General features: G+C 71.4%; 19 protein-coding genes, 1 tRNA gene and 2 pseudogenes. 11 read left to right on the top strand and 11 right to left on the bottom strand.

The features are described from left to right. Positions 1–12: 12 nt before the first annotated feature. From QP939_RS24265 to QP939_RS24245, 5 genes are all read right to left on the bottom strand, one after another. Positions 13–615, bottom strand: coding sequence for a GTP-binding protein (locus QP939_RS24265; protein WP_086674902.1), 603 nt, complete (start codon positions 613–615; stop codon positions 13–15). Continuing rightward, on the bottom strand, positions 596–967 hold the full coding sequence (locus tag QP939_RS24260) for a DUF742 domain-containing protein (protein WP_072476759.1): 372 nt from the start codon (positions 965–967) through the stop codon (positions 596–598). Before QP939_RS24260 ends, QP939_RS24265 begins: the two co-directional genes overlap by 20 nt. After that, positions 964–1,383 carry a roadblock/LC7 domain-containing protein gene (locus QP939_RS24255; protein WP_284745731.1) on the bottom strand — a complete coding sequence of 140 codons (420 nt, stop codon included), beginning with the start codon at positions 1,381–1,383 and terminating at the stop codon, positions 964–966. The genes QP939_RS24260 and QP939_RS24255 overlap by 4 nt, the downstream gene beginning before the upstream one ends. Next, entirely contained in the window at positions 1,383–3,869 is a 2,487-nt protein-coding gene (locus QP939_RS24250) for a sensor histidine kinase (RefSeq protein ID WP_285459832.1), read from the bottom strand. Before QP939_RS24250 ends, QP939_RS24255 begins: the two co-directional genes overlap by 1 nt. 588 nt (positions 3,870–4,457) lie before the next feature. Further along, positions 4,458–5,114 carry a transcriptional regulator gene (locus QP939_RS24245; RefSeq protein ID WP_285459103.1) on the bottom strand — a complete coding sequence of 219 codons (657 nt, stop codon included), beginning with the start codon at positions 5,112–5,114 and terminating at the stop codon, positions 4,458–4,460. Positions 5,115–5,309: 195 nt separating this feature from the next. On the opposite strand from QP939_RS24245, the gene QP939_RS24240 reads away from it, so the two are divergent. Continuing rightward, a complete protein-coding gene (locus QP939_RS24240) occupies positions 5,310–7,160 on the top strand; it encodes an AMP-dependent synthetase/ligase (protein ID WP_285459102.1) in 1,851 nt (616 codons plus the stop codon). A gap of 191 nt (positions 7,161–7,351) precedes the next feature. Then, a pseudogene (locus QP939_RS24235) lies at positions 7,352–8,627 on the top strand (IS701 family transposase). A 24-nt stretch (positions 8,628–8,651) separates the two neighbouring features. Here QP939_RS24235 and QP939_RS24230 read toward each other — a convergent pair. Further along, the gene (locus QP939_RS24230; RefSeq protein ID WP_285459101.1) at positions 8,652–9,551 is read right to left on the bottom strand and encodes an SDR family NAD(P)-dependent oxidoreductase; all 900 of its coding nucleotides are present in this window, start codon (positions 9,549–9,551) and stop codon (positions 8,652–8,654) included. A gap of 347 nt (positions 9,552–9,898) precedes the next feature. Here QP939_RS24230 and QP939_RS24225 point away from each other — a divergent pair, with 347 nt between their 5' ends. Both QP939_RS24225 and QP939_RS24220 read left to right on the top strand, forming a co-directional pair. Continuing rightward, a complete protein-coding gene (locus tag QP939_RS24225) occupies positions 9,899–11,146 on the top strand; it encodes an MFS transporter (RefSeq protein WP_285459100.1) in 1,248 nt (415 codons plus the stop codon). A 307-nt stretch (positions 11,147–11,453) separates the two neighbouring features. Beyond that, positions 11,454–12,863: a GGDEF domain-containing protein gene (locus tag QP939_RS24220; RefSeq protein ID WP_414641640.1), complete on the top strand. Its 1,410-nt coding sequence runs from the start codon at positions 11,454–11,456 to the stop codon at positions 12,861–12,863. Here the strand turns inward: QP939_RS24220 and QP939_RS24215 are convergent. Beyond that, positions 12,841–13,869: a hypothetical protein gene (locus QP939_RS24215; RefSeq protein WP_285459099.1), complete on the bottom strand. Its 1,029-nt coding sequence runs from the start codon at positions 13,867–13,869 to the stop codon at positions 12,841–12,843. The genes QP939_RS24220 and QP939_RS24215 overlap by 23 nt on opposite strands. 166 nt (positions 13,870–14,035) lie before the next feature. Here QP939_RS24215 and QP939_RS24210 point away from each other — a divergent pair, with 166 nt between their 5' ends. The 3 genes and pseudogenes from QP939_RS24210 (at position 14,036) to QP939_RS24200 (ending at position 18,656) form a co-directional block, all read left to right on the top strand. Next, positions 14,036–16,189 carry a phospholipase A2 gene (locus QP939_RS24210; protein ID WP_285459098.1) on the top strand — a complete coding sequence of 718 codons (2,154 nt, stop codon included), beginning with the start codon at positions 14,036–14,038 and terminating at the stop codon, positions 16,187–16,189. Between the two features lie 143 nt (positions 16,190–16,332). After that, positions 16,333–18,006, top strand: coding sequence for an LCP family protein (locus tag QP939_RS24205; protein WP_285459097.1), 1,674 nt, complete (start codon positions 16,333–16,335; stop codon positions 18,004–18,006). 180 nt (positions 18,007–18,186) lie between these two features. Next, positions 18,187–18,656 (top strand): annotated as a pseudogene (locus tag QP939_RS24200) (helix-turn-helix transcriptional regulator). Positions 18,657–18,710: 54 nt separating this feature from the next. On the opposite strand, the gene QP939_RS24195 reads toward QP939_RS24200, so the two are convergent. Next, on the bottom strand, positions 18,711–20,162 hold the full coding sequence (locus QP939_RS24195) for a flavin-containing monooxygenase (protein ID WP_285459096.1): 1,452 nt from the start codon (positions 20,160–20,162) through the stop codon (positions 18,711–18,713). A 71-nt stretch (positions 20,163–20,233) separates the two neighbouring features. Here QP939_RS24195 and QP939_RS24190 point away from each other — a divergent pair, with 71 nt between their 5' ends. Continuing rightward, on the top strand, positions 20,234–20,833 hold the full coding sequence (locus QP939_RS24190; protein WP_285459095.1) for a TetR/AcrR family transcriptional regulator: 600 nt from the start codon (positions 20,234–20,236) through the stop codon (positions 20,831–20,833). Positions 20,834–21,035: 202 nt separating this feature from the next. Then, on the top strand, positions 21,036–21,467 hold the full coding sequence (locus QP939_RS24185) for a hypothetical protein (protein ID WP_285459830.1): 432 nt from the start codon (positions 21,036–21,038) through the stop codon (positions 21,465–21,467). 3 nt (positions 21,468–21,470) lie between these two features. Here the strand turns inward: QP939_RS24185 and QP939_RS24180 are convergent, their stop codons facing one another. Beyond that, positions 21,471–21,692 carry a DUF3618 domain-containing protein gene (locus QP939_RS24180; RefSeq protein WP_285459094.1) on the bottom strand — a complete coding sequence of 74 codons (222 nt, stop codon included), beginning with the start codon at positions 21,690–21,692 and terminating at the stop codon, positions 21,471–21,473. A gap of 98 nt (positions 21,693–21,790) precedes the next feature. Between QP939_RS24180 and QP939_RS24175 the strand changes: the two genes are divergently transcribed. Beyond that, positions 21,791–21,864 (top strand) — tRNA-Leu (locus QP939_RS24175). A gap of 19 nt (positions 21,865–21,883) precedes the next feature. Here the strand turns inward: QP939_RS24175 and QP939_RS24170 are convergent. Then, on the bottom strand, positions 21,884–22,723 hold the full coding sequence (locus tag QP939_RS24170; protein ID WP_285459093.1) for an NAD(P)H-binding protein: 840 nt from the start codon (positions 22,721–22,723) through the stop codon (positions 21,884–21,886). Between the two features lie 84 nt (positions 22,724–22,807). Here QP939_RS24170 and QP939_RS24165 point away from each other — a divergent pair, with 84 nt between their 5' ends. Beyond that, on the top strand, positions 22,808–23,728 hold the full coding sequence (locus QP939_RS24165) for an AraC family transcriptional regulator (RefSeq protein ID WP_285459092.1): 921 nt from the start codon (positions 22,808–22,810) through the stop codon (positions 23,726–23,728). Here the strand turns inward: QP939_RS24165 and QP939_RS24160 are convergent. Beyond that, positions 23,721–24,668: a saccharopine dehydrogenase NADP-binding domain-containing protein gene (locus tag QP939_RS24160; RefSeq protein WP_285459091.1), complete on the bottom strand. Its 948-nt coding sequence runs from the start codon at positions 24,666–24,668 to the stop codon at positions 23,721–23,723. The two genes, QP939_RS24165 and QP939_RS24160, sit on opposite strands and share 8 nt — an antisense overlap. Between the last annotated feature and the right edge of the window lie 20 nt (positions 24,669–24,688).

Here is a 24,688-nt window from a genome sequence, read left to right as displayed (position 1 = left end):
CGCGCGGTCCGATCAGTAGCCGCCCTGGGCGGCCGCGAGGTCGGACCGCGCCATCACGTGTTCCATCAGGCTGGTCAGGACCTGCTTCGTCGACTCGCGCTCGCGGGCGTCGCACAGCAGCAGCGGGACGTCCATGCCGACGTCGAGCGCCTGCCGGACCTCCTCGGTGCCGTAGCGGTACGCGCCGTCGAAGCAGTTCACGCCGACGACGAACGGCAGGTTCCGGCGCTCGAAGAAGTCCACCGCCGCGAAGCAGCTGTCCAGCCGCCGGGTGTCGGCCAGCACGACGGCGCCGAGCGCGCCCTCGGCCAGCTCGTCCCACATGAACCAGAACCGGTCCTGCCCCGGCGTGCCGAACAGGTACAGGATCAGGTCCGGGTTGATCGTGATGCGGCCGAAGTCGAGCGCGACCGTCGTGGTGGTCTTCTGCTCGATCCCCGAGAGGTCGTCGACACCCTCGGACGCGGTCGTGATGACCTCTTCGGTCCGCAGCGGCGGCACTTCGCTCACCGAGCCGACCATCGTGGTCTTGCCGACCCCGAACCCGCCGGCGATGAGTACCTTGACCGCGGTCGCGGTCAGGTTCCGCCGGGGGTCAGAGTTTCCGGATGCCATCAAGAACCGCCTGCAGTACGTGTCGGTTGGGAGTTTCCTGGACCGGTGCCGCGGTACGGAACAGCACCAGGTTCTGCTCGATGAGGTCGCTGAGCATCACCTTGACCACCGGCAGCGGCAGATCGACGCGGGCGGCCACCTCCGCCACCGAGACCGGCCGCTGGCACAGGGCGATGATGCGCGCGTACTCCGGTTCGAGCATGCCCGCTTCGTGCGCGGTGCGCAGCGCGACGACGAGCGTGATGAGGTCGAGCCCGAGGGTGTCCGACCGGGTGCGGCCGCCCGTGACCGCGTAGGACCGGACCAGCGGGCCGGCCTCGTCGTCGAACCAGGCTTCGTGCCGTCCGCTCATGGCGACGTGGGCAGGACGCCGGCGCCGGTCCGCGGAGCCGAGGTGAGCACCTGGCCGACCCGCTTCACCATCAGGTTCATCTCGTACGCGACGAGGCCCATGTCCGCGTCTTCCCGCGCCAGCAGGGCGAGGCAGGCGCCCCGCCCGGCCGCCGTGACGAACAGGAACGCGTGGTCCATCTCGACCATCGTCTGGCGGACGTTGCCGCCGCCGAAGTGCCGCCCGGTCCCGCGGGCCAGGCTCTGGAACGCCGAAGCCACCGCGGAAAGGTGCTCCGCGTCCTCCTCGGAGAGGTTGCCTGACCTGCCGATGAGCAGGCCGTCGGAGGACAGCACCACCGCGCGGTCCGCCCCGGCGACCCGCTTGACGAGGTCGTCCAGCAGCCAGTCGAGCTCACTGACGCCTGAGTTGGCCATTACTCGCGCTCTCCGTAGTTGTCGTTCTCGGCGGGTTCCTCGTCACGAGCCCGGCGGGTGCCCTGCTGGAAGGCGGACAGCCTGCTGCGGGCGGCCTCCGGGGAGTCCAGCCTGACCTCTTCGCGTTCCTGTGCGGGCCTATCTTCCCGCAACTGGGGAACGAGGTTCTGCTGGCGTCGCCGTTGCGGCAGCGGCGGGCGGCCGGGGGCCTCCGGGCGACGCGGCTGCGAGGGCCGTCCCTCGGGCACCGACGCCCGCGGCTCCTGCGGTGGCCAGGCCGGCTGCTGCGCGGCCGGCCGCGCCGGGCGCGACGTCCGCGCGGGCGGGGCCGGCGGGCGGACCGGGGCGGCGGGCTGCGCCTGCGTCGGCTGGCTGACCGGCTCGGCGACCGACCCGACGGGCACCGGCGTCGGCACGGACGGCGGCTGCGCCGGGGCGGCCGGCGGGACCGGCGCGGGCTGGGTCGGCGGAGCCGCGGCGGGCGGCTCGGTGCGGTGGCGGGCCGGGCGGCGCGGCTGCCGCTTGAGCGGCATGACCTCGTCGCCGTCGGACTCCGGCTCGACCGGGTTCGGGACGAGCTCCGGCTTCGGCGGGGTGATCGGCTGCTCCGGCTCGGTCTCGGCGAGCGGGGCCAGCAGGTCGGTGCGCACCAGCACGATGGCCCGGGTGCCGCCGTAGGCCGACTCGCGCAGGTGCACCTGGATGCCGTGGCGGGCGGCCAGCCGCGCGACCACGAACAGGCCCAGGCGCGGCTCGTCCGACAGCGCCATGATCCCGAAGTCCGGCGGGTCGGCCAGCATCGCGTTGATCTCTTCGGTCTGGTCCGGCTCGAGCCCGAGACCCTGGTCCTCGACCTCGATCACGACGCCCTTGCCGACCACGTTGCCGCGGATCTCGACCCGCGACTGCGGCGGCGAGAACGACGTCGCGTTGTCGATCAGCTCCGCGAGCAGGTGCACGAGGTCGCCGACGACCGGGCCGCGGACGGCGATCTGCGGCAGCGCCGCCGTCTTCACGCGGGCGAAGTCCTCGGTCTCGGCGGAGGCGCCGCGGACCAGCTCGGCCAGCCCGACCGGGTTGCGCCACTGACGGCCCGGCTGCCCGCCGCCGAGGATGATCAGGTTCTCGGCGTTGCGGCGGGCGCGGGTGGAGAGGTGGTCGAGCTGGAACAGGGTGTCCAGCTGCTCCGGGTCCTCCTGCTTGCGCTCGGCCTGGTCGAGCACCTTGAGCTGGCGGTGCACGATGACCTGGCTGCGGTGGGCGATGTTGAGGAACACCGTCTTGGTGCCCTCCTTGATCTTCGCCTCGTCGATCGCGGCCGCGATGGCGGTCTGCTGCGCCTTGTTGAACGCGTCGGCGACCTGGCCGATCTCGTCGGTGCCGTGGTCGAGGAAGTGCCCGCCCTCTTCGAGGTCGACGGGCTCGCCCGCCTGGACCCGGGCGACCAGCTCCGGCAGCCGGACCTCGGCGGCGTCGAGGGTGTCCTCGCGCAGCCGGTGCAGGCGGCCGATGAGCCGGTTCGACAGCCGGACGGCGACGAACACGACGAAGACTGCGAACAGCACGGCGATCACGCCGGCGATCAGCGACTCGGTGAACGTCGAGTCGGCGTCTTCGATCGCCGCCTGGCTCGCGTTCGCGCTCTGCGCGACGAAGATGCCCATCAGCGCGTCGCCGACCTGGCGGGCGGCGGTGCGCCACTGGTCCTGCGCCACCGGCAGCTTCGTCAGGTCACCGCGCAGGAAAGCGGTTTCGACCTGGGTCACCGTCTGCCACGGCTGGCTGGCCAGCAGCTGGTCGTACTTCGCCTTGACCTCGGGGATCATCTTCGGCGCCGACGCGTCCAGCTGCGCGTGGTAGGCACCGACCTGGCCGACGTAGGCGCGGAAGTCGTCGTTGCCGAGCCCGCCCGCGGCCAGCCCGGCGGCGGCGAGCGCGTCACTGCGCTGCATCGCGTCCGCGGCGGTGAACAGCGGGATCGCGGTCAGCCGGTCGAACGCGTTCTGCGCGCCGCGCGCGTTCTGCGCCAGTCCCGCGACACCGTCGGTGAACTGGTCGAGCATCTTGTTGTAGTAGGCGAAGGCCTGGCTGATCTGCATCTGGCCGCTGTCGACCGCCTGGCGGGTCTGCGGCAGCTGCTGGTACAGCCCGAAGAACGTGGTGATGTTCTTCTGGACGCTCGGCGGGGTGTCGTCGTAGTCGGCGAAGTTGTCCTTGAGGTTCTGGAGGACCTTCGCCGCGTTCGCGTCGGTCTTCGGGCGGACGGCCGCGAGCACCGCCCGCTGGTCGCCCTGACCGGCGAGGAGGCTCAGCGTCGCCTGGCGCTCTTGCTGCAGCGCGGCGAAGAACGGGATCGAAGGGGCTTCCGATCCGCGGATGCGGCTGGTGTAATCGCGAGCGGTGACCGCGTCGTAGATGAGGTAACCGGCGAGCGCCACGCCGACCAGCAGCAGGGCCACACTGGGGATCAGCGCGATCGTGAGCACGCGCTTCCGAATCGAGGATCCCCGGTTGCGTCGAAGAGAAATCTGCTTCACCTGGGTCCGTTTTCCTTCCGGCAGTACAAGGTTTCGGGTCGCCCGAGGTCATGGACACCCGGATTCCGACCAGCCGGATCAACATCACCGTGGTCTGCTTCGCCCGCGACGACGGTATGCAGCCGCTCAGGGCGCGTCAAGTCCGTGGCGAGAACGTGATCTTGGAACGGTGACCCCTCCACACTTGCTGCCTGCGCTTGGAAAGTCCACCACCGAAAGTCGTGACGTTCGTCCCAGCACGACTTCCGTTCCGCGCCACCGGTGCACGCTGTGAGTACGCGCCGTCCGCGCCCGGGTCCGCTCCGGAGCCGCTACGTACGAACGCGGCGAATCGTTCGGTGAGAAACATCACGGGTTCGCCGCAGGGTCCGCGCACGTCCCCTTCGTCCGGGACTTCCGGCGCCGCCAAGGCGGAATTGCGCGGAATTCCCCAGCCGGGCCACGGATTCCCCGGAACGCTGCGCGGAATTCCGCCCATTCCGCGAACGCGGTGGTCTCGACCACCGGGCGCGGCCCGGTACCGGTTCCGCGGCGCGGTCAGCCCGGGAACTCGTCGGCGAGGGTGTTCCAGAACTGCAGTTCGTAACTCTGGAACAACCGTGCGTAGAGGTGCGCGTCGCGGAAGTCGAGCCGACGCGCGTCGAGTCCCGCTTGGACGGCCGCGAGTGCTTGTTCTTCAATCTCCGGGACGTCCGCCGCGAAGAAGTCGAAGAACGCGCAGGCGTCGTCGGCGAACCCGTAGTGCTCGCGCATGCCGGCGGCGACGTCCTTGCAGTACCGGCCGAAGGCGGCGAAGTTCGCGAAGATCCCCGCCGCGGTCGCCGACGATTCGCCGTTCAGGGCGAGCCACGCGACGTAGGCGGGGTAGGCCTGGCAGCCCGCGCGCGGCCGTTCCTCGCCGCGGTCCGGGCCCGCGGCTTCGATCAGCGCGTCGAGCATCCCGTTCGCCTGCTGCTCCCCGGGCGCGAGACCGCCGAAGAACGTGCGCGCGTTCGGCTCGTCGGCCCGGGCGGCGAGCGCGTGGAAGCTCCGCCAGTCGCTCAGGGTGATCAACTTCTCCTCGGCGGCGAGCGCGGCGAACACCGCGCGCGGGGCCCGGCCCGCGGTGATCGACGGGACGAGCCGGTTGTCGCCGTCGCGCGGCGCGAGTTCGTCCTGGATCTCTTCGAGCAGCTCACGAGCCGACCGCGTCATCGCTTCCCCCTGGAGTCCGTGGTGCCTTCCATTGAAGCGCGGTTCGCGCCGCGACGCCCGTGTGCACTGTGGACGGTCGTGGGAACCTGACCGCGCGGGGCGGGGTGAGGGGGACGTCCGACGTGGCCGCGATTCTCTATCCACCTCGGCCGGGAGCCCCTACAGTGTGGCCATCCGGAGCTGAGGAGGCCAGCGTTGACCACCGTCGCCGAGCAGACCGAAGGCCAGACGATCCCGCGGCTGCTGCACCGCAACGCGGTCGAATACCCCGACCTCCCGGCGATCACGTCGCTCGACCTCGAGGGCCAGCCGACGCTCACCTGGCTGGAGTTCCGGACCGCCATCGCGGAGGTCTCCCGCGGGCTCGCCGGGCTCGGGCTCGCCAAGGGCGACCGCATGCTGATCATGGCGCCCGGCTGCCCCGACCACATCATCGCCGACCTCGCCGCGACGCACCTGTCCGCGATCCCGTGCACCGCCTACGCGACGCTCAGCCCGGACCAGATCCGGTTCGTCGCACGGCACAGCGCCGCGCCGGTCGTGGTGCTCGGCGGCGAGAACGAGCTGGCGCGCTGGCGGCCGGTGCTCGACGACCTCCCGGCGTTGCGCCACATCGTCGTCATGGACGAGACCGCGATCCCGGACGGCGACGACCGCTACCTCTCTCTTTCGGCGCTGCGAGCCCGCGGCCGGGAAGCGCTTGCTGCCGACCCCGACGCGTTCGAGCGGTCGTGGCGGGAGATCAAGCCGGACGACCCGCTGTCGATGATCTACACCTCCGGCACGACCGGCGACCCCAAGGGTGTCGTGCTGTCGCACCGCAACGCGATCCACCAGGCGTACGCGGTCACCGAGCTGCACCACCCGCCGATGCACGCGACGAACATCGCGTACCTGCCGCTCGCGCACATCGCCGAGCGGGAGCTGTCGATCTACCTGCCGATCGTGTGGGCGGGCCACGTCCACACCCTCGCCGACCCGACGGCGGTGGCCGGCGCGCTCGGCAAGGTGCACCCGCAGAGCTTCTTCGGCGTCCCGCGCGTGTGGGAGAAGATGGTCGCCGGACTGAAGAACATGCTCGGCAGCGTTCCCGAGGACAAGCGCACGGCGTTGCTGCAGGCGAACGAACTGCTGCAGCAGGGCTACAAGCTGCGCAGTGCCGGGCAGCCGGTGCCCGCCGAGCTGGCCGAGAAGATCCGGCAGACCGACGAAGCCGCGCTCGCCCCGGTGCGCGCGCTGCTCGGCTTGGACAAGCTGCTCGTCGCCTCCAGCGGCGCGGCCGCGCTGCCGGTGGAGATCATCTACTTCCTGGCCGGGCTCGGCGTCGAGATCTGCGAGGTCTGGGGCCTGTCCGAGACCACCGGCGCGGCGACGTCGAACTCCGGCGAGGCGTTCCGCGCGGGCACCGTCGGCAAGCCGCTCGACGGCGTCGAGGTGAAGGTCGCCGAAGACGGCGAGCTGCTCGTGCGCGGCCCGATCGTGTTCCTCGGCTACCTGCAGGAGGACGGGACGATCAAGGACGCCACCGACGCCGACGGCTGGTATGCCACGGGCGACATCGGCACGATCGACGAAGACGGCTTCGTGACGATCACCGACCGCAAGAAGGAACTGATCATCACCTCGAGCGGCAAGAACATCGCGCCGACGCGGATCGAGGGCCTGCTCAAGGAGCACCCGCTGATCGGCCAGGCGGTCGCGATCGGCGACGACCGGCCGTACGTGACGGCGCTGATCGTCCTCGACGACGAGATCGCCCCCGGCTGGGCCGCGGCGAACGGCGTCACGGCGTCGCCGGAGGAACTGGCATCCCACCCGGCGGTCCGGGCCGAGCTGGAGCGCGCGGTCGAGTCGGCCAACAGCAGGCTGGCCCGGATCGAGCAGATCAAGCGCTACCACGTGCTGCCGAAGGCGTGGACGCCCGAGTCCGGCGAGCTGACCCCGACGCTCAAGCTCAAGCGCCGGATCATCAACGACCGCTACTCGGCCGACATCGAGGCGCTGTACGCGGCTACCCGCGACCCGGAGCCCGCCGCCGGTTCCTAAGCACGCGGCCTGTCGTGAGTGTTTAGGGCGGTTCTAATACTCCAGCTGTAGTTCGTGATCTTGCTGGAGGGGGCCGGTGAGATGGGTGCGGCCACCACGTGATCATGGTGTTTGTGAAGACAACTCAAGATCATGTGGTGGCCGCGGCTGCCAGCGTAGACCCTGCGGGGTGGCAGTCGCTGCTGGGTGAGATGTTCGTGCGGGTGGGGCACCGGTTCGCGCGGGTGGAGTCGCGTCGCCGCGCGGGGCGGTTCGTGCAGGGGCTGCTGGCCGGGCTGGTTCGGGTGAACTGCTGGACCATCGCCGAGGCTGTCGGGGACACGACCCCGCATGGGATGCAGAACCTGCTCTCGCGCGCGAGCTGGGACGTGGACGGGGTTCGTGACGACCTGCGCGAGGTCGTGGTCGAGCAGCTGGGTGATCAGGATGCGATGCTGGTCATCGACGAGACCGGCGACCTGAAGAAGGGCACCGAGTCGGTCGGAGTCCAGCGGCAGTATACGGGCACGGCGGGCCGGATCGAGAACTCGCAGATGTCGGTGTTCCTGACGTATTCCACCCCGGCCGGGCATACGTTCATCGACCGTGCAGCTCTACCTGCCTGAAAGCTGGGCCGAGGACCCCCGGCGCCGGGACCGGGCCGGAGTGCCCGCCGGGACCCGGTTCACCACGAAATCCCGGCTCGCGTTGGCCATGATCACCCGGGCGCTGGACGCGGGCGTGCGGGTGGGGTGGGTGACCGGGGACGAGGCTTACGGCAAAGACGCTGCCGGCCTGCGTGATCCGCTCGAACAACGCGGACAGGCCTATGTGCTGGCCGTGGCCTGCGACCATCGCATTCCCGGGCCCGGCAGGCAGAGCGTGCGAGCTGATGAGCGGGCGGCCGCGCTGCCGAAACGGGCCTGGCAGAAGCTCTCCGCCGGAGCGGGCGCGAAAGGCCGGCGCTACTACCTGTGGGCCCGCATCCGGCTGCACCCCGCGGGCACCACCGGTTATCACTGGATCCTGATGCGCCGCAACCGGCGCACCGGGGAGACTGCGTTCTACCGCTGTTACAGCCCCCGCCGCGTCTCGCTGGCCAAGCTCGCCCGCGTTGCCGGGCGTCGCTGGACGATCGAGGAAACCTTCCAGACCGGCAAAGAACTCACCGGCCTGGACGAGCACCAGGTCCGCACCTGGACCTCCTGGTATCGCTGGACCACGCTGGTCATGCTGGCCCACGCCTTCCTCGCCATCGCCGCCGCCCATGCCCGCCACACAAAACCGCATGAGGGCCTGATCCCGTTGACACGCAACGAGATCAGGCACCTCTACGCCCAGCTCATCCTCAAGCCAGCCCGCCGCGTCGCCGACATCCTGGCCTGGTCCACCTGGCGCCGACGACACCAACATCACGCCCGGCAAAGCCACTACCAGCGACGACACGAAAACCCAGCACCCGATCACGAACTACAGCTGGAGTACTAACCGCCCTAAACACTCACGACCGGGTCAGGCCGTGCGGGGCGAGGTCGTCTCCGTCCACTTGCGCAGCCGCGGCGGCACGCGCTTCTCCAGGCCGTAGTTCTCCAGGTGGGCGGAGAAGACCTCGTCGAACGCCTTCTGCACGGTCTCGGTGTCCCAGACCGGGCGCTCGAGGATCGGCTGCTTGAGGAACGGCTGGCCCATGACGTGCAGCTGCGGGCCGTTGCACCGGATCATCTGGCCGGTGATGCCGTGCGAGCCCTCACCGAGCAGGAACAGCACGACCGGCGCGATCCGGGACGGCGTGCGGTCCGGCGGGCACGCGCGCAGCGAGCGTTCGGACTTCCACACCATCCGCGTGTGCGCGAGCGGGCAGACGGCGTTGACCCGGATCCCGGCCTCCTCGAGGTCGAGCGCCCACGAGTAGGTCAGCGACGCGACCGCGCCCTTGCTCGCCGCGTACACGCCGAGCTTGCGCTGCCCGAGCGAGGCGCCCGAGGAGATGTTGACGATCGAGCCGCCGGTGCCCGCGCCGACCATCGCCTTGATCGCGGCGAGCCCGGTGTTCACCACGCCCATGACGTTGACCTGGACGAGCTCGCGGGCCTGCTCGGCGTCGTCCTCCCAGGGCAGCGCCTCGTAGTTCAGCCCGGCGTTGTTCACCAGCCCGTCGATGCCGCCGAACTCCTTGACGCAGAGGTCGACGATCTCCTGCGCTTCGCCGGCCTCGGCGACGCTGTGCCCGCTGGCGACGGCGCGGCCGCCGTGCGCCACGATGTTCGCCGCCGTCCGCTCGGCCAGCTCGACGTCGATGTCGTTGACGACCACCGACCCGCCGGCGCGCGCGACGTGCACCGCGAAGGCCTCGCCCAGCCCGCGGCCGGCGCCGGTCACCACGACCGCCTTGCCCTGCATCAACCCGTCCATCGTCACTCCCCGCTCTGCGGCGCCGTCGGCGCGCTCCGCCACCCCGGCCGGCTCTGCAACCAGTCTTGGCCCATCCGGCCCAACGGGGCATCGCCTCGACGACGAGCGGCCGCCGCCCTGCGCCGAGCGAGTCCGGTTCGATCAGTCCGGAGGTACCCGCGCGCCGGTCACGGCGAACGGACGGCACCGTGGCGGCGGTCATCCGATCGGCTCTCAAGCGCGAGCGGCTCGGCCGTTCCGAGGACACCGGGGCGTAGTCGGCGGCATACTGTTAGTGCTTTCCGGGCGGGGCTGTGGTGACTCCCCCGGACGGGGCCGTCACTGACGAGGCACAATGCGGACGGTCCATGTTCACTCGATCGGGGGACGGTGGTTACGAGGTGGCGACGCGCGCGACACCGCGGCTCCGGGCCGTCCTGGCCAACCGCGAGTTCCGCGCGCTGTGGTTCGCCGAGACGCAGTCGATGCTCGGCGACCAGCTGACCATCGTCGCGCTGGCCATCCTGATCTTCGACCGGACCGGGTCGCCGCTGCTCTCGGCCGTCGTCTACTCGCTGACGTTCCTGCCCGCGCTGGCCGGCGGGCTCGGGCTCTCCCAGCTCGCCGACCGGTACCCCCGGCGCGCGGTGCTGGCCGCCGGCTCGCTCGCCCAGGCCGTGCTGATCGGCCTGATGGCCGTGCCCGGCATGCCGATGGGCTGGCTGTTCGTGCTGTTCGTCTTCGCGCGGCTGGCGAACGCGCCGTGCAACGCGGCGCAGAACGCGCTCGGCCGCGAGATCTTCGCCGACGACGACGTCTACCTGCAGAGCCAGGACCTGCGCGGGATCACGAACAACACCGCGATGCTGGCCGGGCTGGCCGTCGGCGGCCTGCTGGTGACCACCATCGGGACGTCGTGGGCGCTGGGGATCGACGCGCTGACGTTCCTGGTCGCGGCGGTAGCCGTGCGGCTGATGGTGCTGCGGCGCCCGGCCGCGGGCAACGGCGGCGCCCCGTGGTTCGGCGCCGTCCGGCAGGTTTTCGGCGACGAACGGCTGCGGGTGCTGCTCTACCTGTCGTGGCTCGTCGGCCTCGCGGTGATCCCGGAGGGCCTCGCCGCGCCGCTCGCCGCGCAGCTGGGCGCCGGTGACCAGGCGGTCGGCTGGCTCCTGGCCGCCGACCCGCTCGGCTTCGTCGTCGGGACGTTCCTGCTGTCGCGGTTCGTCTCGACCGAGCACCGCCGCAAGCTGCTCGGCGTGCTGGCCGCACTGCCGCTGGCCGCGCTCGCGGTGTTCGCGTTCCGGCCGAACCTGGCGGTCGCGCTGGTCCTGCTCGCACTGGCCGGCGCGACGGGTGCGTACGTCATCACGGTGTCGGCCACGTTCATCACGTGGGTGCCCAACGACATCCGGGGCAGCGCCGGCGGGTTGTACCGGACGGGGCTGCGGGTCGCCCAGGGTGTGGGCGTCGGCATCGGCGGCTTGGTCGCGCAGTGGCTGGGTTCAGCGGACGCGACCATCGCCCTCGCCGGGGCGGTGGGACTGCTGCTGGCGGTCCCGGTGGCGCTGTCGTGGCACCGGGTCGGCAGGGTGGAACCGGAGCCGGGGTTGTCATGAAGGGATATGCCGGGCGAGTTTTCAGCCGTCACGGTTGGCCATCGGTCGCCACCTCTCCGTACAGGCAAGATCATGAATGACATTCAGCTGGGGACGGCGAGCAATTCGCGGTCGACTCAGGCGTCACGGTTACGCACTGATCCACCTCCATCTTGGGAAGCAGGAACAAGCGATTGAGCCGCGTTCCCGGCACTTCGGGGTGTTCTGTTGCTGAAGGATGATACCCGGCCGCGGAATGCGTCAACACTCTGGCAGGTACCGATGAGATTACTCAAGTGCGGGGCTAGGCTGGAAAGGAGGTGACCAATTGCATCCGGGACCAGACGACGACCCGTCCGCCGACGGCGGGGCGACCGCCCGGCGCGCACGGGCGGCGGCCCCGGGCACGCCGGTGAACGAGCACGCCGACCCGGCGGGCGGCCCGGCCGGGCGCGACCATCCGTATCGGCCCCGCAACTGGGCGCTCTGGCGCCGTCCGCCGGCGCTGATCGCGTTCATGCTCGGCCTCGAGGTCGTCGCCGTCGCGGTGCTCGCCGTTTCCTTCTTCCATTCCCTGGTGCCGGGCGGACGCGACTGGATCAATTTCGGAATTCTCGCCGCCGGGGCGACGGTCCACATTCAGCTGACGCAGCGTCAGGAAGAGCGCCGGCGCAACCGGACCAAAAAGGTCCTGATCGACCTCACGGCCGTCTGGACGTTTTCCGCGGCATTGATCCTGCCGGTGCCGTTGACACTGCTCGTCGTATTCCTGATCCGCCTCCAGCACTGGTTCATCGCGCGGCGGCCGGCGCACAACTTCATTTTCTCGTCGATCACGCACGGGCTGGCGGGCGCGGTCGCGCACCTCACGTACGTGGCGCTCGGGCCGCACCTGCTCGGCCAGTCCGGCTGGGGCGGTTTCTGGCAGGAGGCGGGCACGATCGTGCTCACCGGCGTGGTCTACGAAGCGATCCAGATCCTCTACGTCGGCGGCGCACTGGCGCTCGGGCTTTCGTCCGAGCCGACCTTGCGTAACGTACTGGGCAGCCCGGCCGACAACCTGTTGGAAGCGGTGACCATCGGCCTCGGCGCGGTGACCGCGATCCTGCTCGCCGTCGTGCCGCCGATGGTCGTCGTGATGGCGGTCGCGACCGTCGTCTTCAATCGCCTCGCCGAACTCGATCAGCTCCAGAACGACGTCCGGACGGACCCGAAAACCGGCATTCTCAACATGCGCGGGTGGTCGGAGTCGGCGGAGCGCGCACTGGAGAGGACCGCTCGATCGGGTGATCAGCTGGCGCTCCTGATGGTCGATCTCGACCACTTCAAGTGGATTAACGACACCTATGGACATCCGGCGGGCGACGACGTGCTCCGCACGGTTGCGCAAACGCTGGACGAAGTGACGAGACCGAGTGACTTGGTCGGCCGTTTCGGGGGTGAGGAATTCCTCATTCTGCTCCCGGACATCGACGAAGAGGCCACCTGGGACGCGGCCGAACGCATACGTGTTGCGATTGCGAAGTTGCATATCGTGACAACGGACAAACGTGGCGACCCGGCGACGATCGCCGACCGCACGACGTCCATCGGCGTGGCCCGCCACCCGCGTCACGGAGCGACGTTGGACAGCTTGCTGCAGTCCGCGGACGCGGCGGTGTACCTGGCGAAGGAGAACGGCCGCGACCAGGTGTGCTTCGCGCCCGACGGGCCGGTCACGCCCCCAGCCGCACCGTGAGTTCGAGCTTGACGAGCACATCGGCGCAGGTCCCGGGCGCGGCGGGAGCCAGCCGCAGCCGTTCCCCGCGGTAACCGGCGGACTCGAGGCGCAGGACGCGGGCCCCGGGAGCGGGCCGCGGGTGGCACCAGTGCCGGACGACCCCGGTCCCGGCGCGGTCCTTGGCGAGGATGAGGTATTCGTGGCCGAGGTCGTCGGTCACCCGGCCGAGCCCGTTCCACCAGAGGGCGCGCAGGGTGAGGTCGTGGCCGTCGTGGACGAGGTCGACGGGCGGATCGGCGTTGACGTCGACGCGGAAGCCGCGCTCGCCGAGGTGGATGGCGCTGACGTCGAGGAAGCCACTGGTCGGGGTGGGTGGACCGCCGGGCAGGAAGTCGTTGGTCGGCCCGGGATGACCGCTCGGCGCAGGGTGGTGGACTGGCGGGCCGAACCCGGTCTCGCCAAGCGTCCGTCCAGCTCCTTGCCCGCCATCACTCCCAGCCCCGCCGCCCGCAGCAACGTCCAGCTCCGGCCGTGGCAACACCGCCGCCACCGCCAGCTCCGCCGCCCGCCGCCCGTCCTCCTCACCCGGCACCACCGGCACACCCCGCAGCTCCCCAGCCAAGATCCGACACCCGGCAACCTCAGCCCACCCCAAAGCGGCAGCCCGCAACCCCGGCTCCGCCCGCAGCCGCCCGAGTAGCTCCCCCGCGACCCCGGTCCGCCAAGTCCGGCTGTACCTCGCCGCCCGCACCAGCCGAGCCGCCTCGGGACACCGCGTCTCCGGCCCGAACAACCCCGTCATCGCCCGGTCGAGCGCTCTCAGCTGATCGGCCAGCACCACCCGGGCCACCGGCTCCGGGTGCACCCGCGCCAGCTCCGCCGGGGAACACGAACGCAACGCCTTCGCCAACGCCCGCAGGTTCGGGTCGCGCGGAGTGCGCAACCCCGCACCAGGGGCCAGCCGCCGGAGGGCTTGGGCCGTGTTCTCCACGGGCACCCGCCCGCCGGGATCGGTCGCGCCCACCGCACGCCCTCCTGGTCGCCGTGCCCCCTCCCGCCATTCTCGTCGGCTCGGCACTCCGGCGGAACGTAAGAACGGGCAGCCGACCGGGCAGCCTAGGGGAAAGCGCCGGTGAACCCCGGGGGTTGTCCCCATGTCGCCGCCGTGACCGGGCTGGCACCCTGGGACCATGCCAGCCCCGACCGCGCCGCCCCGTCTCCGCCGACCCTGGTCGACGTCCGGCTGGCTGCTGCTCGTCCTGCTGGTCGTCTTCGCCTTCGGCCTCATCGCCTCGCGCCCGCCCGCCCCGCCGGACCAGGGCCCGCCCACCGGCGACGTCCTCGCCGCGCAGAACGCCGTCGACGCTCTCGTCCACCCGGGCCCGCACCCCGACGCCCTCGCCCGGCTGCCGAAGGACTTCACCGCGCTCAGCGGCGTCACCCCCGGCGCGCTGCCCGCCCGCGACGGCACCGTCCGCGCCGTCCACGTCGACGGCGGCTGCTCCACCCCGTGGGGCGACGACAACACGAAGTGGGACTACGCCGTCCCGTGCAAGTCCCACGACCTCGGCTACGACCTCCTGCGCTACGCCGACCGCAAGGGCCACCCGCTCGGCCCCGAGGTCCGCGCCGCCCTCGACCACCGGCTGTCCACCGACATGCACCACGCCTGCGACCTCAACCCGATGAACTCGGCGTTCACCTGCCGGATCGTCGCGTCGCTCTACTCGGCCGGGCTCGTCGTCAACTCGTGGCACCAGCGGTGGGGCCCGCCCGTCGGCGACCCGATCGGCCCGATGGTCGCCGGCGTGCTCGTGATCGCCTGCCTGCTCGTGTTCCGGTTGCGCGGCTGGCTGCGTGCCCGCCGCGAACCGCGGGTGCCCGCGCCCGCCGCCGTCGCCACCGAGGTCAGCCGGTGGGCGCTGCTCGGTGCCGGCGGCGTCGTCCTCCTGCTGCTCGGCGAGTCCGTGACGGCGCTCGCGCACTGGGCGGGCGCTCCCGAACCGGCGCTGTGGCCGCTCACCTGGCTCGCCCAGCTCACCCCGCTGATCTTCTTCGCCGGCGGCCACCTCAACGCGGCGGGCTGGCGCGCCGAACAGGACGCGGGCGGCGGCTACCGTCACTACCTCGCCGAACGCTCGAGCCCGCTGCTGCGCCCGGCACTGATCTTCGCCGTCGTCGCCCTGCTGACGCCGCTCGCGCTCGAGCTGCTCGGCATCCCGGCGGGCACGACGGCCACGGTCATGCGCATCGCGCTGCACCCGCTCTGGCTGCTCGGCGTCTACCTGCTGACGATCGTCTGCGCGCCCGCGCTGCTGGCCCTGCACCGCCGGGCGCCGGTGCTCGCGGCGGCCGGGCTGCTCGCGCTGGTCGTCGCCGGGGAAGCGACCGCGAGCTGGTCCGGCTCGCCGTTGCCCCGCTACGCCGCGACGTTCGCTCTCGCGCTCCTCGCGCAGCAACTCGCCTTCGCGCACGCGGACGGCGTACGCGCGTCACGACGTCTACTCGGCTTCGCGGTCGCGATCGGCGTCGCGGGCCTCGCCGTGGCGAGTGTCCTGCGCGATGGGCCACCCGTCCTGCTCGGCAGCCCGGGCGCCCCGGCGGCGTTCTCCGCCCCGCCGTGGGGCGTGCTGCTGCTCGGCCTGGCCCAGCTGGGCCTGCTCGGGCTCCTCGCCCGGCCGCTCGGACGGCTCGGCGACCGGCGCACCGTCGCCGTCGCCTGCCGGTTCGTCCTGCGCGCGCCGATGAGCCTCTACCTGGCGTTCCTCGCCGCGATGCTGCTGCTGGTCGCCGTCGTCTACCTGCCCGGCCGGATCGCCGACGGGCTCAGCTGGCTGATCCAGCCGCGGACGCTGGTCGCCGTCGGGCTGCTCGCGGTGCCCGCGACCCTGGTGTTCTGGTGGTTCGAGCGGCACAGCCACCACGCGACGCGGCCCCGCGCGGCCGAGCTGCCCGGCCGCCGAGCGGTGTTCCTCACGCGCGCCGCGGCGGGGCTGGGCATCGGCTACGCGACGCTCGGTGTGTTCGGCTTCGCGCTGACCCGTTTCGGCGGGGTGGCGGCCGACGCCGACCTGCTCGGCCTGCGGCTCGACCCGATCCAGAGCCTGGTGCACCTGCTGCTCGGGGTGTTCCTGCTGCACACGATCCGGCTCGGGGCGGGCGCCGCGACCGGCACCTGGCTCGCCACCGCGCTCGCGTGCGCGCCCTCGCTGCTGTTCGCCGCCGACGGCGGCCGGCCCGGCCTGCTGGGTGTCACGCTCCACGCCGTGACGGCCGCGTTCGCGCTGCTCGCCGCCGCCGGCACGCTCCTGCCGCGCGGACGTCCGGCGAATGCGACGCCCTGACCAGGCGTAACCGGCGAACCTGCGGGAAACTGGGTGGTGCGCGCCACATCCGGAGGGGGATGTGTAACGCTACGGCAACCCGGGGACGGCACCATGCGTCCCAACCCCAGGACCACCGATCGAAGCAGTGAGGAGTCACCCGCGTGGATCACCCGCCTCGGAACGGGCAAGGCGGCCGCCGCCCCGCCCGCCCCTGGCAGGACGAGCCAGGGCGGGACGACGCCCGGCGCGGCACCCCGCCCCCGCGCCGCCCGGCTCCTCGCCGGGAGCCGGCGGACGCGCGCCGCGGCAGCCCGCCGCCCCGCCGCCCCCAGCCGCGCCCGGCCCCGCGGGCCCGCCGCAACTCCTTCCGCGGCGCGAAGATCGCCCTGGCGGTCGTGTCGCTGCTGGTGATGGGCCTGACCGGGTACGCGTGGGCGGCCATGCAGGGCCTCGTCAACGGGCTGAACTACGCGAACGTGATCAGCGACGACGGCGGTGGCGACAAGCCCGCCGACGGCGCCCGCGACATCCTGCTGGTCGGCCTGGACAGCCGCACCGACGCCCAGGGCAACCCGCTGCCGCGCGAGGTGCTCGACGAGCTGCGCGCCGGCGAGGCCGACGGCGAGCTCAACACCGACTCCCTGATCTTCGTGCACATCCCGAACGACGGCAGCAAGGCCGTCGCGATCTCGCTGCCCCGCGACACCTACGTCGACATCCCCGGCGGCTACGGCAAGCACAAGATCAACTCGGCGTACGCCCGCGCGATGCTGGCGGCCCGCAAGGACCTGCAGAAGCAGGGCGTCACCGACCCGAAGGAGCTCGACGTCAAGGCCAACCAGGCCGGGGCGAAGGAGCTGATCCAGACCGTCGAGAAGCTCACCGGGTCGACCATCGACAACTACGCCGCGGTCAACCTGCTCGGCTTCAGCGACATCACCAAGGCCATCGGCGGCGTCGACGTCTGCCTGAACAACAACGTCAAGGACCAGTACTCCGGCGCGAACTTCACCAAGGGCCAGCACACGATCTCCGGCGTCGAGGCGCTCGAGTTCGTCCGCCAGCGCCACGGCCTGCCCAACGGCGACCTCGACCGGGTCGTCCGGCAGCAGGTGTTCATGGCGGGCATGGCCCGCAAGGTGCTCTCGGCGGGCACCCTGACCAACCCGTCGAAGCTCAACGACCTGATCGACGCGATCAAGAAGTCGGTCGTGCTCAACCAGAATTGGGACATCTTCGGGTTCGCCCAGCAGATGAAGGGCCTGACCGGCGGCCAGCTCGAGTTCCGCACCATCCCGGTGAAGAACGTCGAGTACCGCACGCCCGAGGACGGCGTCGCCATCCAGGTCGACCCGGCCGAGGTGAAGCAGTTCGTGCAGGGTCTCGCCGGGCCGCAGCCGGGCCAGACGGCCCCGCCCGCCCAGCAGGCAGACAGCGCGAACAAGGCGACCACGGTCGACGTCCGCAACGCCTCGGGCCGCACCGGGCTGGCCGCGAGCGTCGCCAAGAACCTCGAAGGCAAGGGCTTCACGCCGGGCGAGACGGCGAACGCGACCTCGCGCAAGACCACGGTGATCTGGGTGCCGAAGGGCGGCAAGGACGCCGGCCAGGCCGTCGCGGACGCGCTCGGCGGCTCGCCGACGATCCAAGAGGACAAGAGCGTCCAGGCCGGGCACGTGATGGTCTTCCTCGGCGCCGACTACGAGGGCACGGCCTCGAACGCGGGCTCCGGCGCGGGTGCGGCCGCGGGCACGACGTCGCAGGCCCCGGCCCCGCCGCCGGTCGCCGACGACGAGAAGCCGATCACCGCCGAGGGCGTTCCTTGCGTCAATTGACGCAGTTCGCACCGCCTCTGTTAACCCGTTCGGCCTAACTCGCGCAATCGGTATCAAAGACATGCCCGAATCCGCGTAAGGGCCGGGCTCCTCCGCACTTACATACACGTGAGGGTGCACCTGCACGGGAATGTCACCACCCGGGCGGTGCCGCGGGAGAGCACGGCAGGGGACATTGATGTGCTGATCGACGCTGAGGACTATCAGCGGATACTCGGGGACGAGCTCCGCAAGCTCCGGCGCAGCCGAGGATGGACGCGCAAGGAACTGAACCAGCACCTGCAGAGCGAGATTTCGCTGCAGACGCTGGCCACCTACGAACTGGGCACCAGACAGTGTTCCGTGGTGCGCCTGGTCGAGCTGTGCGTCGCGATGGACGAGCTCCCCAGGACCTGCTGGCCAAGGTGCACCGCCGGGTGTTCGTCGACGAGCCCGGGCGGGTCCGGGTCGACCTGCGGAAGGTCGTCGCCGACGCCTCGCCCGAGCTGCTGCCGCTGCGCCGCTGGGCCGAGGACCGCCTGCGCCAGGCGGGCGACCACGGGGCCGGCGAGGTCGCGCTCGACCTGCCCGCCCTGGAGCGCATGGCCGAGCTGTGCGAGCTGCCGACCGTGGACCTGATCGCCCGCCTCCGCCGCTACGCCTCCCGCTGATCCCGCGGTCGTGAGTGTTTAGGGCGGTTCTAACCGCCCTAAACACTCACGACCTCAGCCGACCAGGAAGTCCTCGCGCCGCACCTTGCGCGTGTCCAGCCAGTAGCGCCAGGTGAAGCCGGGCCAGATCGTCCGGTTGACGCCCTTCGCGTCCAGGTACCAGCTCTTGCAGCCCCCGCGCGTCCAGATGCCCTTGGCCAGCTTGCGCTGGATCTGGGTGTTGAACCGCTCCTGCACCTCGGGCTTCGGCTCGATGGCCTTCCCGCGGGCCAGCCGCAGCGCCTCGGCGACGTAGGAGATCTGGGCCTCGATCATGAACACGACGGAGTTGTGCCCGAGGCCGGTGTTGGGCCCGAGCAGGAAGAACAGGTTCGGGAACCCGGCGACGGTGATGCCGAGGTGCGTCCGCATCCCCTCGGTCGCCCACTCCTTGCCGAGGTTGCGCCCGTCGCGGCCGACGATCTCCAGGTCGTCGAAGGCGTCGGTGACGTGGAAGCCGGTGCCGTAGATGATCGCGTCGACCTCGTGCTCGACGCCGGCCGCGTCGACGACGCTGTGCTCGCGGACCTCGCGCACGCCGTCGGTGACGACGTCGACGTTGTCCCGCGCCAGCGCCGGGTAGTAGTCGTTCGAGATGAGCACGCGCTTGCAGCCCATGGTGTAGTCCGGGGTGACCTTGCGCCGCAGCCGCGGGTCCTTGATCGCGCGGTCGATGTTGCGCTGGGCGATCCGCTGCCCGAGCTTCATCACCCACGACTGGCCGTTGAAGCCGATCGCGCGGGCTTCGAGCATCCAGTAGAGCAGGTTCCGGTAGGCGCGCTGGGCCGGCGGGAACGCCTTGAACAGCGCGCGGGTGCGCCCGGACATCTCGTGGTCGGCCTTGGGCATGATCCACGGCGGCGTCCGCTGGAACAGGGTCAGCTCTTCGACGTCCGGGGCGATCTTCGGGACGAACTGGACGGCGCTGGCGCCGGTGCCGATGACGGCGACCTTCTTGCCCTTGAGGTCGACGTCGTGGCGCCATTGCGCGGAGTGGAACGCGGGGCCGTCGAAGTTCTCGATGCCGGGCAGCTCGGGGATCATCGGCAGGTGCAGCGCGCCGACCCCGGCGACGAGGGCGTGCCCGACGAACTCGTCGCCGCCCTTGGTGGCGACGTGCCAGCGGTTCTCGTCGGCGTCCCAGCGGGCGCCGGTCATCTCCTGGCCGAAGCGGATGAACCGGCGCAGCTCGTACTTGTCGGCGACCTCGCGCATGTACCGCCAGATCTCCGGCTGCGGCGAGTAGGCCCGCGACCAGCCCGGGTTCTGCTCGAAGGAGAACGAGTACATGTGCGACGGGATGTCGCAGGCGCACCCGGGGTAGCTGTTGTCCCGCCAGGTGCCGCCGACGTCGTGCGCCTTTTCGAGGATGACGAAGTCCTCGCGGCCCTCCTTGCGCAGCTGGATCGCCATGCCCAGACCGGAGAACCCGGTCCCGACGATGACGACCCCGGTCTCCTCGCCCATCACGCCTCCCGTTTCCTGTTACTCGTCGTCCAGCTTACTTGGAGTAGGTTACTAGCGGTAGAGTGTTGCCCGTGACCACCGCGAAGCGCAAGCGCATGCCCCGGGCCGAGCGCGAACGACAGATGATCGAGGTCGCCGAAGAGGTCTTCGCGGCCCGCGGCTACGCGGCGGCGTCCATGGACGAGATCGCCGAGCTCGTCGGCGTCTCGAAGCCGATGCTCTACGAGTACTTCAACTCGAAGGAGGGCCTGCTGCTGGCCTGCATCCGGCAGTCGCGGGCGGTGCTGCGCGAGGTCACCGAGCAGGCGACGGTCGGCGCGGCCACCGCCGAGGACGCCCTGCGCCGCGGCCTGCTGGCGTTCTTCGTCTTCATCCGCGAGCGGCGCCAGGCATGGTCCCTGCTGCGGCACGAGATGGCCCTGATCGGCACGCCGGCCGCGGACGAGGTCGAGGAGACCCGCCGCCAGCAGACCGACCTGATCGCCGCGCTGATGAGCGGCTACTTCGACAGCGGCGACGAGCTGAGGGTCGAAGCGGCCGCGGAATTCGTGGTCGGCGCCTGCGAACGCCTCGCGATCTGGTGCGAACGGCACGACGGAGTGAGCCCCGAGCAGGCCACCGAATACGCCATGGACGTGCTGTGGAGCGGCCTCCAGCACCGTGCACGGTAGCTTGCAAGTGCATTAGGCCATTCGGTCATTACTCAGCGCTGTCGTGTCCTGTGACACAGAGTTGCTCTACGGTATCCGCGACACGGTAGAAAGTGTGCTGGACTTTTCGCAGCCGAGAGGGGGCGCGGTTATCGCGTCATGGGAATGCGGTGGCCGCGTCACGGTTGTGTAAAGCATGGTGGAGGAGAGGGGCGTGAGGCAGATGGTGGAAACGATCACGGCGACATACGTCCAAGAGGACGCCGACTGGGCGATCACGGTCAGCGGCAACGGCAAGGAGCTGACCGCGCGGGCACCCGGCATCATCGCGGCGCGGGACCGGGCCGACCAGCTGGTCGAGGAGCTCGGCGCCGACGCCAAGGCCACGGTGGTGCACCTGCTCAACGGCAGCGCGCTGGAGTTCACCAGCACCTACATGACGGCCCGGCTGACGCTCCCGAAGCTCCCGCCGCTCGAGGTCCCGCCGCCCGGCAGCGTGCCGAAGCAGCAGACGGCGGAGAAGGAACCGGCCGCGGCGGACAAGAAGCCCCAGCTGCCGCCGAGCAAGCAGCTCCCCAAGGCGGTCGAGGACCGCAAGCAGGCGGCCGAGCCCGCACCGGCCACCGAGAAGGCGGCGGAGCAGGCCCGCGCCTGAGCCCTACTTGAGCAGCTTGCGCACCAGCAGGACGAGCACGAGCACACCCGCACCGATCAGCGGGTACTTGACCTTGGGGTCGTCCAGCTTGGCGCGCACGCCGTCCTTCGCCGCGTCCGCGAGCTTCTTCGGGTCGGCCTTGACGGTCAGCTGGTCGAGCGTCGCCGCCAAAGCGGTCCTCGCCTGCTCGATCTCACGCTCGATCGTCTCGGGATCGCGGGCCACGTGTCCTCCTCGCCGCATGGGACTTCCGGGCCCCAACTTAGTCGACCGCCCCGCCACCGCCGCACGGGCCACGCCGCACGCTACGCTTCCGGGTACGGGGGCCCGTAGCCCAATTGGCAGAGGCACATGGTTTAGGTCCATGCCAGTGAGAGTTCGAGTCTCTCCGGGCCCACGAGCGAGTTTCCGGGAGTTCAGCTCCGCCACCTCTCCTCCGCGTACGCCGCCAGCGTGCGGGGTGCCTTTCCCGTGAGCCGCCGGAAGTCGTCCGACACCGGCGCGCTCACCCCCGCCCGCACCAGCTCGAACAGCTCCAGCATGTGCTCCACCCACGCGTCGGGGCGGCCGGACTTCGCGAAGTGCGCCTGGTGCTCCGCCGGGGTCGCGTCGCGGTGGCGGATCGGGCGGCCCGATGCCTCCGCGAGCACCCGGGCCACCTCCCCGAACGTCACCGCCTCCGGTCCCGTGATCGTGTAGCCGCGGCCGTCGTGGCCGTTCTCCGTGAGGACCGTGACCGCCGCGTCGGCGAGGTCGCGGGTGTCCGTGAAGCTCACCCGGCTGTCGCCGCTTCCCGCGTACAGCTCGCCCGTCTCGCGCAACGCCCTCGCGAAGACCCACTCGTCCTCGCCGAAGTTCTGCAGGAACCAGTTCGGCCGCAAGACGGTCCACGGCAAGCCGGAGTCCCGCACCGCCAGCTCGACCGCCCGCCGCGGCGCGTGGTCCGGTGCCCGGTCGACGCCCGCCGCGGACATCAGCACCACGCGGCGCGCGGACGGCGCCGAGGCGATCAGCCGGGCGATGACCTTCGCCGCGTCGACGTCGCTGTCCAGCCCTTTCACGAACAACGCCTCCGCGTCGCCCAGTGCCGGGGCCCACGTCGTCTCGTCGGTCCAGTCGAACCGCACCGGCGTCACCGGGCCGTGCGCCGGCCCGGGGTGGCGGCTCGCGGCCCGCACCGGCACCCCCGCCGCCGTCAGCGCGTCCACCACGCGGCGGCCCGCCTTGCCCGTCGCTCCTTCAACCCACACAGTCATGCCTTCAAGTTAGGCAGCGATGGCGAGACGGAGAATGGCTGAAAAGCGCGTTGTGTTGTCCGTTCGTCTCGTTATGGTGGGCCGATGGACGTGCTCGCCGACGTGCTGGCGGCCTTGCGCGCCGGGACTCCGGTCGCGGCCCACACCGAGGCGCACGCGCCGTGGGGCCTGCGGTTCGACCACACCACCGGGGCCGCGTTCCACGTCGTGCTGGACGGCACGGCCTGGCTGACGCCGCTGCCCGGCGAGCCCGGCTTCGCGCCGGTCGAGCTCGGCGCGGGTGACGTCGCCCTGCTCGGCCGCGGTGTCCCGCACGCCGTGGTGTCCGCGCCGGGTGCGTCCCTCGTGGACTTCCGGCCGACGCGCCCGTCGGCGGCGACGCCCTTCGGCCGCGTCTCGCTTCCCGGTCCCGGTGCCCGCGCGACGATCGTCTGCGGCGCGTACCGGCTGCGGCGGCACCGGCCGCACCCGCTCCTGCGCGACCTGCCCGAAGTCGTGCACCTGCCCGCGGCGCCGGGCCGCCACGCCGGGCTGCACGCGATGGTCGGACTCCTCGGCGACGAGCTGGCGGCGCACCCGCCCGGCGCCGCCGTCGTCGCACCGTCGCTGGTGGACGCCCTGCTCGTGTACATGCTCCGCGCCTGGCTGAACGAGACGGCGTCCGGCTGGTCGGCCGCGCTCGCCGACCCCGTCACCGCGCGAGCCCTGGCCGCCATCCACGGCGACCCGGCCCGGGCGTGGACGGTCGAGCAGCTCGGCGCGGCGGCCGGGCTGTCGAGGGCCGCGTTCGCCCGCCGGTTCACGGCGCTGGTCGGCGAACCGCCGCTGACCTACCTCACCCGCTGGCGCCTGACGACCGCCGCACGGCTGCTGCGCGAGACCGACCGGCCGCTGGCGCAGGTGGCCGCCGCCGTCGGCTACGGCTCGGCGTTCGCCTTCGCCAAAGCCTTCCGCCGCGAGTACGCGACCACCCCGGGCGGCTACCGCAAGGCCGACCTCAGCTGAACTCGACCGTGACGTGCGGTGCCAGCGCGCGCAGGAAGTCCGGCGCGTCGAACATCTCCCCCGCCGACGCGACGCCCGTCGCCTTCGTCCGTCCACTGAGGAGCCGCGCCACGGCTTCGACGGCGAGCGGCGCGCTGACCGCGTAGATGTCTTCGCCGCGGGCGACGATCCGGCGTTCCTCCCCGCCGGCGCGGACCACGACGTCGACCACGAACGTCTCGGCCGCGTCGCGCTCGGCGGCCGCCGCCAGGCCGTTCGCCGCGTCGAGGGTCATGTAGCTGGTCACGTCGGAAACCTTCAGGTGACTCGGGATCGTCACGATGTCGGCCATCGAGAACTCGCCGAGGACGGGCCGCGTGCCGAGCGGCTCGGGGAACGTCCAGTCCAGCGTCGGCAGGGCGTCGTCACGGTATTCCAGCCGCCCGCCCGCGTACCGGATGCGCTTGCCACCGCGGCGGTCACGGGACACCCGGCCCGCGGCGAGCGTTCCGGGCGTCGGGTGCCAGCCGCTGAGTCCGTAGGCGACGTGCACTTCGTCGGCCGCCGCCCAGTCACCCATCGCCGTCGTGGCCAGCAGGTCGGCCAGGCCGCCGAAGAACGCCATCGCGGGCACCACCGCGGTGGCCGCGTCGAGCGCGAGCGTGTCGAGGTTGGCCTCGATCTCGGCGGCGACGTCGACGTACGGGATCCCGGCGCGGATCGCGGCTTCGGCCAGCGGAAGGGCCGTCGCGGCGAACGGGCCCGCGCAGTTGATCACCGCCGCGACGCCGTCGAGCGCGCGGTCGAGGGCCGCCGGGTCGTCGACGGACGCGGGCCGCCCGCCCGGCAGCTTCGCCGCGTCGCGGCCGGAAAGGATCGGCGTGAAACCGCGTTCGCGCAGCTCAGCCACCACGAACCGGCCGGTGTGCCCGTAGGCGCCGTAAACGAGTACCGAAGTCATGGGGCAATCCTCGCGACGCC

The sequence above is a fragment of the Amycolatopsis nalaikhensis genome (assembly GCF_030264295.1).
Lineage (GTDB): Bacteria > Actinomycetota > Actinomycetes > Mycobacteriales > Pseudonocardiaceae > Amycolatopsis > Amycolatopsis nalaikhensis.
Note: the sequence above shows the minus strand (reverse complement) of the source record. Positions and strands in the feature narration are given on the sequence as shown.

Excerpts from the sequence above, each read along its gene's own strand:
- QP939_RS24210 (WP_285459098.1), top strand. The coding sequence starts at position 14,036 with ATGCCAGCCCCGACCGCGCCGCCCCGTCTCCGCCGACCCTGGTCGACG.
- QP939_RS24195 (WP_285459096.1), bottom strand. The coding sequence starts at position 20,162 with ATGGGCGAGGAGACCGGGGTCGTCATCGTCGGGACCGGGTTCTCCGGT.
- QP939_RS24170 (WP_285459093.1), bottom strand. The coding sequence starts at position 22,723 with ATGACTGTGTGGGTTGAAGGAGCGACGGGCAAGGCGGGCCGCCGCGTG.
- QP939_RS24160 (WP_285459091.1), bottom strand. The coding sequence starts at position 24,668 with ATGACTTCGGTACTCGTTTACGGCGCCTACGGGCACACCGGCCGGTTC.
- QP939_RS24245 (WP_285459103.1), bottom strand. The coding sequence starts at position 5,114 with ATGACGCGGTCGGCTCGTGAGCTGCTCGAAGAGATCCAGGACGAACTC.
- QP939_RS24225 (WP_285459100.1), top strand. The coding sequence starts at position 9,899 with ATGTTCACTCGATCGGGGGACGGTGGTTACGAGGTGGCGACGCGCGCG.
- QP939_RS24165 (WP_285459092.1), top strand. The coding sequence starts at position 22,808 with ATGGACGTGCTCGCCGACGTGCTGGCGGCCTTGCGCGCCGGGACTCCG.
- QP939_RS24230 (WP_285459101.1), bottom strand. The coding sequence starts at position 9,551 with ATGGACGGGTTGATGCAGGGCAAGGCGGTCGTGGTGACCGGCGCCGGC.
- QP939_RS24260 (WP_072476759.1), bottom strand. The coding sequence starts at position 967 with ATGAGCGGACGGCACGAAGCCTGGTTCGACGACGAGGCCGGCCCGCTG.
- QP939_RS24185 (WP_285459830.1), top strand. The coding sequence starts at position 21,036 with ATGGTGGAAACGATCACGGCGACATACGTCCAAGAGGACGCCGACTGG.
- QP939_RS24255 (WP_284745731.1), bottom strand. The coding sequence starts at position 1,383 with ATGGCCAACTCAGGCGTCAGTGAGCTCGACTGGCTGCTGGACGACCTC.
- QP939_RS24265 (WP_086674902.1), bottom strand. The coding sequence starts at position 615 with ATGGCATCCGGAAACTCTGACCCCCGGCGGAACCTGACCGCGACCGCG.